This is a genomic window from Bordetella genomosp. 8, assembly GCF_002119685.1.
Taxonomy (GTDB): domain Bacteria; phylum Pseudomonadota; class Gammaproteobacteria; order Burkholderiales; family Burkholderiaceae_B; genus Bordetella_C.
Map to the genome: position 1 here is coordinate 2,399,093 of NZ_CP021108.1, position 13,459 is coordinate 2,412,551.

A 13,459-nucleotide genomic window follows, 5' to 3' on the forward strand; every position below is an offset into this window, starting at 1 on the left:
GCGACGGCTGGCGGCATGACGCCAGCCGGTGCGTCCCCGGACGGCACGGGTTCGATCGGTGTGGCGCTGTCTCCCATCCAGCGCTGGTTCTTCGACACGCCCATGCCGGCGCGCGCCCACTGGAACCAAAGCGTGCTGCTGCGGCCCGCCGGGCCCGTGGACATCGCTGCCTTGCGGACGGCCGTGCAGGCGGTCATGGCGCATCACGCCGCGTTCCGCCTGCGTTTCGAAGCAAGGGCGGACGGCGGCTGGGACCAGCGTTACGTCGCGGCCTCGGCGCAGGGCAGCGATTTCGACATCGTCGACCTGTCCGCGGCCGAGGACCTCGGCGGCGCGCTGGCGCAGGCCGCGAGCGCCGCGCAGCGTGGCCTGGACCTGGCTGCAGGCCCCGTCGCGCGCGCGGCCTGGCTCGACCTGGGACCAGGACAAGCTGGCCGGCTGCTGTGGGTGGCGCACCATCTGGTCATCGATGCGGTGTCGTGGCAGATCCTGCTGGATGACTTTGAGACGGCCTACGGGCAGGCCCGTCGCGGCCAGGTGCCCGTCCTGGCGGCGACCGGCGCCAGCTATGGCGCCTGGACGGCGGCGCTGCGCGACTACGGCTATCGACCGGCGACGCAGGCGCAGCGCGAGCATTGGCGTTCCCTTTGCGGCGTGGACGAACCCGCGCTACCGGCGCGCGATCCGGCTGGTGCGAACACCGTGCGGGTGGCGCGTACCATCCACACCGTGCTGGACGCGGCCACCACCGAAGCGTTGCTGGCGCATGCCGCGCGCCGGCACCGTACGCACGCGCACGAGACCCTGCTGGCTGGCCTGGCGCTGGCCTTGTGCGCATGGACCGGACGCGACAGCGTCCTGGTCGAGCTGGAAGGCCATGGCCGCGAGGACCTGGTCGCGGATCTGGACGTGGCGCGCACGGTGGGTTGGTTCACGGCCTTGTATCCCGTGCGCGTGGCGCCGGGCGGTACCGATGCGCTCCGGGCGCTGGCGGCCATCAAATCGCAAGTGCGGGCCCTGCCCGACAAAGGGCTGGGCTATGGCGCGTTGCGCCACGGCGGCGACGGGCTGAACGGCCTGGCGCAGCCGCAAGTCACCTTCAACTACCTGGGTCGGTTGGATGGCACGTTGCGGGAGTGGTCCTGGGCCGCGGAGTCCGCGGGCCCGGAGCGCGATCCCGACAGCCCGCGGCGCACTTGGCTGGACATCGGCGCATCGGTGCGCGATGGCGCCCTGCATGTCGCATGGACCTACAGCAGTGCGATCTTCGACGACGACGCGATCGACGCACTGGCGCGACGCTATATGACGCGGCTGCGCGAGCTCGCGGAAGCATGCGCGGGATCGGCGGCGGCGCTGCGTGCGGCGGATTTTCCGCTGGCGGGCCTGGATCAGGCGCAGCTGGATGGCCTGGCGCCCGACCCCGCCGTCGTCGCGGATATCTATCCGGCGACCCCGCTGCAGCAAGGCCTGTTGCTGCATACGCTGATGACGCCGGGATCGGGGATATACCTGATGCAGGATCGCTACCGTTTCAACCGACGTATCGAGCCGGTGGCGATGGAGCGGGCCTGGCGATGCGTGGGGCAGCGCCATGAGGCACTGCGCGCCGCTTTCGCGTGGCGCGGCGGCCAGACGCCGATGCAGATCATCCACCACGACGCGGGTGCGCCGGTGGATGTGCATGACTGGCGCGGCCTGGATGCGGGCGCGGCGATGGCGCGCATGGAGGCCATGCTGCGCGATGAACTCGCGGCGGGCTACGACATGGGACGGGCGCCGCTATGGCGGGTCCGGCTGTTCCGCATGGCCGACGCGGATCGCATGGTGCTCAGCTATCACCATATCCTGATGGACGCGTGGTGCCGGTCGCTGTTGCTGGCCGATTTCTTCCAGGCCTACAAGGCGTTTCGCGAGGGCGGCGAACCGCGTTTGCCGCGGATCCGCCCGTATCGCGATTTCATCGGCTGGCTCGGCCGCCAGGATATGCAGGCCGCGCGCGGCTATTGGCGCGGCGTCCTGGCGGGATACGCAACGGTGACGCCGCTGCCCCTGGCGCCCAGGAGCCTGGCGGATCCGGCAGGCGATGTCGAGGCCGACATCGCCGCAGCCCCAGCGGCAGCCATCGATGCGGCCGTCGATGCCGTCGATGCCGTCGATCCCGCAGCCGCGGACGCGCTGCTGCGGCTGTCCACGGCCGAGACCGCGGCCCTGCAGAAGGCCGCGCAGTCCGCGCAGCTGACCCTCAACACCTACGTGCAAGGCGCATGGGCCTTGCTGCTTGCGCGCTGCGCCGGGGTCGACGACGTCCTGTACGGCGTCACCGTCGCCGGGCGTCCCGCCGATCTGGACGGTGTGCACGACACCGTGGGCCTGTTCATCAACACCTTGCCGCTACGCCTGGCCGTCCCGGCGATGGCCCGCGTCCGGCCCTGGCTGCGCGATATCCAGGCCACCAACGCCGCCATGCGCGAGCACGAACATCTGTCGCTGGCGGAAATCCAGGCACTGGCCGGTGACCTGCCGCGCGGCATGAACCTGTTCGACACGCTGTTCGTCTTCGAGAACGCACCGCTGGACAACGCCATGCTGGCCGAAGCGGCGGAATTGGGCCTGTCGGCCGATGGTGCCCGCACGCACACCAACTATGCGCTGACCGTGGTGGCGAAGCCGGGCATGGAACTGGGACTGCAGATCACGTACGACACCAGGCGCTTCAGCGCCGCCGCGATGGACCGGCTGCTGCAAACGCTGCGGCACGTCCTGTTGGAACTCGCCGGCCGGCCCGACGCGGTGCTGGCCGACATCGGCCTGCTGCCCGATGCCGAGCAGGCGCGCCTGCTGGCGCAGGGGCAGGGCGCCACGCCCGCATATCCCTTGGACGCCGGCTACGCCAGGCTGTTCGAAGACGCGGTGCTGCGTTACGCCGACCGGATCGCCGTCCGGTCGCGGGACGGCGCGTCGACCTATGCGGCGCTGGATCGCAAGGCGGAACGCCACGCGCACGTGCTGGCCGCGCATGGCGTGCGGCGCGACGATGTCGTCGCGATCCTGGCCGAGCGCGGCCTGGACATGCTGGCAAGCGTATTGGGCGCTTTCAAGCTGAACGCGGCCTACCTGGCGCTGGACCCCGCGCTGCCGCCGCAACGCCTGGCGCAGGTGCTGGCCTTGGCCGCGGTGCGCACCCTGGTGGTGTCCGACCAGGCCGCCACGGCCTTGGGAGCGGGGCTGGCGATGCTGCCGCCGTCCATACGGGTCGTGCATGGCGCGGCTTTTGCGGGCGACGCGCCGCGCGACTATCCGCGTGCGGCCGCGCATCCCGACCAGGCGGCCTACGTCATTTTCACCTCGGGATCGACCGGCGAGCCCAAGGGGGTGACGGTCACCATGCGCGGCATGCTCAACAACCAGCTGAGCAAGTTTCCTTATCTGGCGCTGGGACCGGACGACGTCATCGCGCAGACGGCGTCGCAGAGCTTCGACATCTCCGTGTGGCAGTTGCTGGCCGGATTATTGGGCGGAGCCTGCGTGCATATCGTGGCGGACGAGGTCGCGCGCGATCCCGCCACCCTGCTGCGGCAGGTGGCCGAAGCCGGCGTCACCGTGCTGGAGTGCGTACCGACGCTGATACAGGGCATGCTGATGCGCGAACCGGTGGCGTTGCCGCGCCTGCGTTGGCTGTTGCCGACCGGCGAAGCCACACCCATGGCGCTGGCGCGCGCGTGGCAACAGCGCTATCCGGATATCCCGCTGGTGAATGCCTATGGCCCGGCGGAGTGCGCGGACGACGTCGCGCTGTATCGCATGCCGGCCATCGACGATGATGGGCCGGCGGGCGCGGTGCTGGCCATCGGCCATGCCGCCGACCATACGCGTCTCTACGTGCTCGATGCGGAGCTGGCGCCGCTGCCCGCGGGCGTGGTGGGCGAACTGTGCGTGGCCGGCGTCGGCGTGGGGCGCGGCTATCTGCATCGTCCCGCCATCAGCGCGGAGCGTTTCGTGGCCGATCCGCTGGCCGAGGTGCCCGGCTCACGCATGTACCGCACGGGCGACCTGGCGCGTTTTCGCGAAGACGGCGTGCTGGAGTATGTCGGGCGCGTGGATCACCAGGTCAAGGTGCACGGTTTCCGGATCGAACTCGGTGAAATCGACGCCCAGCTGGCGCGCATCCCTTCCGTGCGGCAGGCGGTGGCCGTGACGTACGGCGACGTCCAGGGCGGTCGCCGCCTGGTCGCCTACGCGGTGCCGCGCGACGCCTCGTGCCTGTCCACCGAGGAGGCCCGCGATCGCTGGCTGTCGCACGCCAAGGCTGCCCTGGCGCAGGTACTGCCGGCCTATATGGTGCCGGCGCTCTGGGTGGCGCTGGAGAACCTGCCGCTGAGCGCCAACGGCAAGATCGATCGCAAGGCGCTGCCGGCGCCGGCGCCTGGCGATGCGCGGCGGTCGTATGCCGCGCCCGCCGACGACGGCGAGCGGCATCTGGCGCAAATCTGGTCGCAGGTGCTGGGCGTCGGTCAGATAGGGCGCGATGACAACTTTTTCGAGCTGGGTGGCCATTCCTTGATGGTCATGCAGGTGGTTGCACGCATCCAGCGCGAATTGCGCGTGGACGTGCCGCTGACCGCGCTGTTCGAGGCACAGACGCTGGCGGCGTTCGCCGAGCGCGTCGCGCGCGCCGGTGCCGCCGCGGCCGGGCAGGACGAGGCGTTGCGGCGCATGGACGACTTCCTGGATACGCTGGAGGCGATGTGATGGACCAGATCCTGGCGCGCCGCGTCGCCGGCAAATTCATGGCGCTGGGGCCGGCGCAACGCCGCGCGGCCTATCGACAGATGCGCGAGACGGGCATGGATCCGGCGCAACTGCCCATCCTGCCGCGCGATACGCCGCCGGTCATGTCGCGCGCGCAGCGGCGCTTGTGGTTCCTGTGGCGCATGGATCCGGCGGATGCCACGTATCACTTGCCTGGTGCGCTGCGCCTGCGGGGGCGTCTGGACGCCGGCGTCGTCCGTGCCGCGCTGGAGGCGGTGCGCCGCCGCCATGCCGCCCTGCGCACGCGCTTCGTCGCCGATGCCGAGGGCCTGGCGACGCCGGTGGTGGATGACGACGCCGCAATCGACGTCGAGCACGAGGACCTGCGCGCACTGGCCGTTGCCGACAGGGAAACGCGCGCCGAGGAAGTCGCGCGCGCCTGGCTGGCGCAGCCATTCGATCTGACCGCGGGGCCGCTGTTGCGCGTTGGCGTGATCAGGCTGGCGGAAGAAGAACATCTGCTGGTGATCGTCATGCACCACATCGTGTCCGACGGGTGGTCGATACGCCTGGTGATGGCGGATTTCGCGGCTGCGTATGCGGCATTGCTGTCGCAGGGCAGGGCACCGCTGCCCGTCGCGCCCGCGATCGCCTATACCGACTACGCGGCCTGGCAGGACGATCTGCTGGACGCTGGCGAACACGACAGGCAACTCGCGTACTGGCGCGAGGCCTTGGGCACGGAGCAAGGTGCCCTGCTACTGTCGCACGATTACCCGCCGCGATCCGGCGTTCGCGTGGCGGCGGCGGTCACCGTCGATCTGGATCCCGCGCTCGCAACCGGCTTGCGCGTGCTGGCGCGCGAGCGTGGCGACACGATGTTCATGTTGCTGTTGGCGGCATTCCAGGCCTTGCTGCATCGCTACACCGGACAGGACGATATCCGCGTGGGCGTTCCGGCGGCGGGGCGCCATCGCGCGGAGACGCAGGATGTGGTCGGCCTGTTCGTCAATACGCAGGTGTTGGCCGCGCGTTTTCATGCCGGGTCGACATTCGCGGACACCCTCGACCAGGCACGCGCGGCGGTGCTCGGCGCACAGGCGCATCCGGATCTGCCTTTCGATAGCCTGGTGGATGCGTTGCGGCCGGAACGGGGCGTGGACCAGAATCCCTTGTTCCAGGTGCTGTTCAATCATCAGCAATCGCAAGGGGGAGGTGCGATCGCCTTGCCCGGTTTGGCGTGCGAGACATACCCTTTGGGGGTGGCCGCGCTGCCGGTGGATCTGCAATGCGATACGGTGGAATACCGCGATGGACGTATCGCGTTCACGCTGCGTTATGCCAGTGACCGTTATGCCGAGGCAAGCATGCGGCGGCTGGCGGGGCATTATGCGGCAGCCTTGACGGCCATGGCGTCGACGCCGGGTATGCGCCTGGCCGACGCGCCCTTGCTGTCCGATACGGATCGCGACATGCTGCGCGCGTGGGGCCGGGGTGCGGGATTGGAGGATGGGCCGGTGACGCCGGCGCATCCGCTGCCTGCGGCCTGGCGGTCGGTGGGCTGGGACCGGCCCGTCCATGCCGTGATCGCGGCGCAGGCGGCCCGCACGCCGGACGCGGTCGCGGTGAGCATGGCGGTGGAAGGGCCGGTCAGTGTGGGCGACGTGCTCGCCGATGGGGCTGCCCGCATCGTCTGCGATGGCGGCACCTTGACCCTGACCTACGCGGAACTGGAACGGCAGTCGAACCGGCTGGCGCATCGGCTCATGGCGCTGGGCGTCGGCCCGGAGCAGCGCGTGGCGATCGTCGCGCATCGGCATCCGTCCTTGGTGGTCAGCCTGCTGGCGGTGCTCAAGACAGGCGCGGCCTATGTGCCGCTGGATCCGGAGTATCCGGATGACCGGCTGGCCTACATGGTCCAGGACAGCGCACCCGCGCTCGTGCTGACGCAGTCATGGCTGTCGGGTCGCGTGCGGTCATGGACCGATGCGGTCCTGGAGGTCGACACGCTGGACCTTTCCGGCGAGCCGTACCACACCCCCGACGTACCGGTGCACACCGAGCAGGCGTGCTACGTGATCTACACCTCCGGCTCGACCGGCCAACCCAAGGGCGCCACCAACCGCCACATCGGCCTGGGCAACCGTCTGGCCTGGATGCAGCAGGCCTACGGCCTGGGCGAAGACGACGTGGTGTTGCAGAAGACGCCCTTCAGCTTCGACGTATCGGTCTGGGAGTTCTTCTGGCCGCTGATGACGGGCGCGCGTCTTGCGCTGGCCGGCGTGGGCGAGCATCGCGATGCCGAGCGGCTGTTGGCGCGCATCGTCGATCACGGCGTCACGACGCTGCACTTCGTGCCGTCGATGCTGCATGCCTTCGTTGCCCACTGCGAATCGCAGGTGGCCACGGTGAAGGGCAGTGACGCCCGACAGGGCTATGACGCGTCGCGTGGCCACGGAACGCCGCCGGCCGGCGACGTGCCCCTGCTGGACGCGGCCCGGCAGGTGCTGCGTCGCGTCTTCTGCAGCGGCGAAGCATTGCCGGCCGAACTATGCGGCCGTTTCCAGGCCCTGTTTCCGCATACGGAGTTGCACAACCTGTACGGCCCCACCGAGGCGGCGATCGACGTCACGTCCTGGGATTGCGCGAACACCAGCGGCGCAGGCGTGCCCATCGGCCGCCCGATTGCCGGCCTGCGTACGCATGTCCTTGACGCAAACTTGAACGAAGTCCCGCCGGGCGTGGCGGGCGAGTTGTACCTGGGCGGAACAGGCCTGGGTCGGGGCTATCTGAACCGGCCGGCTCTGACGGCCGACCGCTTCGTGGCCGATCCCTACGGGACGGGACTGCGACTCTATCGCACCGGCGATCTGGCACGTTGGAACTATGATGGCCAGCTCGAATATCTCGGCCGCCTGGATCACCAGGTCAAGCTGCGTGGCCAGCGCATCGAACTCGGTGAAATCGAAGCGCAGCTGCAAGCGCAAGCCGGCGTGCAACAGGCAGCGGTCCTGGCGCAAGCGGGCGCGCCACCGGGCCCAGGTAATGCCGGTAATGCCGGTAATGCCGGGGTCGCCAGCACCGCCGGCACCGCCAGCACCGCCAGCGTGCGGCTGGTCGCGTACGTCACGCCAGCAGACCTGGACGCCGCCGAATTGCGGCAAGCCCTGGAGCGCAGCCTGCCCGCCTACATGGTCCCATCGGCCTTCGTCCTGCTGGACACGCTCCCGGTCACGGCCAACGGCAAGCTCGATCGCCGAGCACTCCCCCAGGCGGAATTCACCGCCACGGACCCCTACGAACCGCCGCAAGGGCAGGCGGAAGAAACCCTGGCCGCCATCTGGCGAGACGTCCTTGGCATCGACCGGCTCGGCCGCCATGACAATTTTTTCGAGATCGGCGGCGACTCCATCCTGAGCCTGCAGATCGTGGCGCGGCTGCGGCAGGCGGGCTGGCGCATCACGCCGCGGCAGATGTTCGAACGCCAGAGCATCGCGGCCTTGGCCGAAGTGGCGGTGCGCCTGGACGGGCAGGGCCGTTCCGTTGCTGGCACGTCCTCCGATGGCGCGTCCGCCGATGCCGCCTACGACGATGCTGCGTCTCCCGATGCCGCGTCCGCCGACGCCGCGCGTCGAGAAGACGCCAGGGCTGACACCGTGCCAGGCCAAGAAGTGCCACTGCTGCCCATCCAGGCTGGTTTCCTCGAACAGCCGCTGCCCACGCATAACCACTGGAACCAGGCGGTACTGCTGCGCAGCGACGCGGAGATCGATATCGACGCGCTGCGCGTCGCGCTGGCGGCCGTGGTGGCGCATCACGATGCGCTGCGGTTGCGCTACCGGCGCGAAGCGGATGGCCGCTGGGTCCAGCGCTACGTCCAAGCCGATACGGCTGCCGAGATCCGGGACGTGCCCGTCCGGGACGTGCCCGTCTGGGACGTGCCCGCGCGCGACGCCGCGCAGATCGAGGCGCACTGCGCGCGGGCGCAGGCCAGCCTGGATATCACTGACGGCCCCTTGCTGCGTGCCGTGCGCATGCAGGTGGCCGACGGAAGCTGGCGTTTGCTGCTGGTGGTCCACCATCTGGCCATCGACGGCGTGTCCTGGCGCATCCTGCTGGAGGACCTGCGCCTGGCCTATGAGCAGGCGATGACTTCGACCTCGACCTCGACCACGACCTCGGCTTCGACTTCGACTTCGAACACGACGTCACCGTCACCGTCAACGACGACGACGACGCCGACGACGACGCCGACGTTCATTCCGACGCTGCCCGCACGCACGGCCAGCTACGGTGCCTGGGCGCGCTATCTGCGCGAGCAAGCCGCCGCGCACCTACCCGACGCGCAGTACTGGCTGAACCAGCCCGCCGGCGACTTCCCGACGCCGGACCACGTGGGCGGCGCGGCGCGGCTATGCGACCAACGACGCATCCAGCTCAGCCTGACCCGCGAGCAGACGCACTCCCTGCTGCGGCAGGCGCCCGCTGCCTATCGTACGCAGGTCAACGACCTGCTGCTGGCCTCCCTGGCCGCGGCCCTGAAACACTGGCGCGGCGTGTGCGCGGTCCGCATCGACCTGGAAGGCCACGGTCGGGAGAGCGGGGTGGAGCCCGAGGCGCCCGACGTCACCCGCACCGTGGGCTGGTTCACGAGCATCTACCCGGTCGTCCTGGAGACGGACGGCGAGCCGGAACAACTGATCCGTCGCACCAAGGAACAATTGCGCGGCGTTCCGCGCAACGGCATGGGCCATGGCCTGCTGAAGCAATGGGGCGACCCATCCGTCCGCGACGCATTGGCGCGCGCGCCCCAGGCACCCATCCTCTTCAACTACCTGGGCCAGTTCGACGCCGGCGTGGGCGCTGGCGGCGACTGGCGTGTCGCCGCCGAAGACGTAGGCGCTGGCCAACTGGACAGCGCGCCCTTGTCGCACGCGCTGACCATCAACGGCCGCGTCTATGACGGCCGGCTGACACTGGACCTGGGCTACAGCGGCGGGCAGTGGGCCGAATCGACCATGCGCGACTTGGCCGCGTGCTGGACGCAGGCGCTGTCGTCCGTGATCGCGCATTGCACCGGCGGCGCGCAGGGCGTCACGCCTTCGGATTTCCCGCTGGCGCGGCTGACGCAAGCCGAACTGGACGCGCTGCCCATTCGGGCACCGGTCGACCAGTGGCAGGACATCTACCCGGTCACGCCCATGCAGGCCGGCATGCTGTTTCACGCCGTCTATGAACACGACGCTGCGGCCGGTAGCACGGCAGCCACCACCACGGCGGCCACCACCACGGCAACCACGAGCAGAGCCCCCGCCGCTGCCGATCAACCCTACATCAACCAGCTGCGCGTCGACGTGCGCGGCCTGGACGTGGCGCGTTTCCAGGCCGCCTGGGACGCCGCCGTGGCCCGGCATGACGTGCTGCGCACCGGCTTCGTCACCCGCGCGGGCGCACCCCTGCAATGGATCGTCCGCCAGGCCCGGCTGCCCTTCGAACAGCTGACCCTGCGCGGCGCCGCGAGTGATGTGGCCACCCAACTGGACGCCCTGGCGGCCGCCCAACGCGCGGCCGGCTTCGACCTCGCAAAGCCGCCCCTGATGCGCTGCCTGCTGGTGCGCGTGAACGACGACGCCCATCACTTCATCTGGACCCACCATCATCTGCTGATGGACGGATGGAGCATCTCCCAACTCTTGGGTGAAGTGCTCGGCGAATACGCGGGCAGGGCGATGCCGCGCCCGCCCGGGCGGTACCGCGATTATCTGCGATGGCTGGCGATGCGCGACGTGCATGCTTCGCAAGCCTACTGGACCGACCAGCTGCGCGAGCTGGAAGCGCCGACCCTGCTGGCCGATGCGGTGTCCGCCGCGTCCGACGCGCTGGTCAAGCCGACCGATCACGGCCCCACGAGCCGGTACGCCGCCTGGACGCTGAACCTGGACGACACCCAGTGCGGGACGCTGACGGATTACGCGCGCCGCGAACGCGTGACCATGAATACGCTGGTGCAGGCCGCCTGGTCGCTGGTGCTGAATCTGCAAACCGGCCAGGATACGGTGACATTCGGGACGACGACGTCCGGCCGTCCGGATGACCTGCCGGGGGCACAGCACGTCCTCGGGCTGTACATCAACACCTTGCCGGTCCTGGTGCACCTGCGCGCGACACAGGCGGTGGGGGACTGGCTGCGCGAGCTTCAGGCGCGCAATGTCCTTGCCCGCGAGCATGAACACACGCCCCTGTACGAGATCCAGCGATGCGCCGGCCAAGGCGGCAAACTCTGCCAGGTCGGCCAAGGGCTGTTCGATACGCTGGTCGTGTTCGAGAATTATCCGGTGGACCAGGCGCTCAGGCAGCCCTTGTCCGATGGCGCGCGATTCAGTGGCCTGGTGAATACCGAGCAGACCAGCTATCCGTTGACGCTGGTCGTGACGCAGCACGGCGGTCTGGGCCTGAGCTTCAGCTATGACCGCGCTCGGTATGACGAAGCCACCGTCAAGGCCCTGGGCCGGCGCTTGACCCAGGCTCTGTGGCGGTTGACGTCGATGGCCCGGCGGGAACTGGGCACGCTGGCCCTGCTGGCGCCGGAGGACGTTGACAGGCTCCGGGCATGGACCGATGGCGGGGCGCTGGACGATGCCCTGGCCGAATGGCGGAACCGGCCCGTCCATGCCGTGATCGCGGCGCAGGCGGCCCGGACGCCGGACGCGGTCGCGGTGAGCATGGCGGTGGAACGGCCGGTCAGTGCGGGCGACGTGCTCGCCAATGGGGCTGCCCGCATTGTCTGCGATGGCGGCACGTTGACCCTGACCTACGCGGAACTGGAACGGCAGTCGAACCGGCTGGCGCATCGGCTGATGTTGTTGGGCGTGGGGCCTGAGCGACGCGTGGCGATCGCCGCGCATCGGCATCCGTCGCTGGTGGTCAGCCTGCTGGCGGTGCTCAAGACAGGCGCGGCCTATGTGCCGCTGGATCCGGAGTATCCGGATGACCGATTGGCCTACATGGTCCAGGACAGCGCACCCGCGCTCGTGCTGACGCAATCATGGCTGTCGGATCGCGTACGGTCATGGACCGATGCGGTCCTGGAGGTCGACACGCTGGACCTGTCCGGCGAGCCGGACCACGCCCCCGACGTATCGGTGCACACCGAGCAGGCGTGCTACGTGATCTACACCTCCGGCTCGACCGGCAAGCCCAAGGGCGCCACCAACCGCCACATCGGCCTGGGCAACCGCCTGGCCTGGATGCAGCAGGCCTACGGCCTGGGCGAAGACGACGTGGTATTGCAGAAGACACCCTTCAGCTTCGATGTATCGGTCTGGGAGTTCTTCTGGCCGCTGATGACAGGCGCGCGCCTGGCGCTGGCCGGCGTGGGCGAGCATCGCGATGCCGAGCGGCTGTTGGCGCGCATCGTCGATCACGGCGTCACGACGCTGCACTTCGTGCCGTCGATGCTGCACGCCTTCGTTGCGCATTGCGAATCGCAGGCGAGCGCAGCGATGCAGGCTAGCGATGGGTCCATGCTGGACGCGGCCAGGCAGGTGCTGCGCCGCGTCTTCTGCAGCGGCGAAGCATTACCGGCCGAACTATGCGGCCGTTTCCAGGCCCTGTTTCCGAATACGGAGCTGCACAACCTGTACGGCCCGACCGAGGCGGCCATCGACGTCACGTCCTGGAATTGCTCGAACACTAGCGGGACAGGCGTACCCATCGGCCGGCCTATCGCCGGCCTGCGTACGCACGTCCTGGATGCGAACCTGAACGAACTCCCGCCGGGCGTGGCCGGAGAGTTGTACCTGGGCGGAACAGGCCTGGGCCGAGGCTATCTGAACCGGCCGGGCCTGACGGCCGACCGCTTCGTGGCCGATCCCTACGGGACAGGACTGCGGCTCTATCGCACCGGAGATCTGGCACGCTGGAACCATGAAGGCCAGCTCGAATACCTCGGCCGCCTGGATCACCAGGTCAAGCTGCGCGGCCAGCGGATCGAACTCGGTGAAATCGAAGCGCAGCTGCAAGCGCAAGCCGGCGTGCAACAGGCAGCGGTACTTGCACAGACCGGCGCGCCACCGGACCCCGGCAATGCCGGTAGTGCCGGTAATGCCGGGGGCGCCAGCACCGTGGGCACCGCCGGCACCGCCAGCACCGCCAGCACCGCCAGCACCGCCAGCACCGCCAGCACCGCCAGCACCGCCAGCACCGCCAGCGTGCGGCTGGTCGCGTACGTCACGCCAGCGGACCTGGACGCCACCGCCTTGCGGCAAGCCCTGGAGCGCAGCCTGCCCGCCTACATGGTCCCATCCGCTTTCGTCCTGCTGGACAAGCTCCCGGTCACGGCCAACGGCAAGCTCGATCGCCGCGCACTCCCCCAGGCCGATTTCACCGCCACGGACCCCTACGAACCCCCACAAGGCCAGGCGGAAGAAACCCTGGCCGCCATCTGGCGCGACGTCCTCGGCATCGACCGAATCGGTCGCCACGACAACTTCTTCGAGATCGGCGGCGATTCCATTTCCGTGATGCAGGTCTTCGCGCTGCTCCGGCAGCGGCATGGCGTGGACGCGGGCGTCCGCGCGCTGTTCGACGCCCCCAGCGTCGCCGCCCTGGCGCGCTCGCCGCACCTCCAGGCCCTGCAAGCGCCCGACGCCGCGCGCGCCGACCTGGCGGCAATCGACTCCCTATTGAACGAACTGGAGATCTAGAC

At 69.4% G+C, this 13,459-nt stretch carries 1 protein-coding gene and 1 pseudogene; both read left to right on the forward strand.

Features of this window, described 5'->3' with window-relative positions; genetic code table 11:
• Positions 1-72: 72 nt before the first annotated feature.
• A pseudogene (locus tag CAL12_RS28745) lies at positions 73-4,752 on the forward strand (amino acid adenylation domain-containing protein); the annotation flags it as partial.
• On the forward strand, positions 4,752-13,457 hold the full coding sequence (locus tag CAL12_RS11055) for a non-ribosomal peptide synthetase (protein WP_086064519.1): 8,706 nt from the start codon (positions 4,752-4,754) through the stop codon (positions 13,455-13,457). The pseudogene CAL12_RS28745 and the gene CAL12_RS11055, both read left to right, overlap by 1 nt.
• Positions 13,458-13,459 lie beyond the last annotated feature (2 nt).

Bases quoted from the DNA above. Each gene is read 5' to 3' on its own strand.
- CAL12_RS11055 (WP_086064519.1), top strand. From the start codon at position 4,752: ATGGACCAGATCCTGGCGCGCCGCGTCGCCGGCAAATTCATGGCGCTG.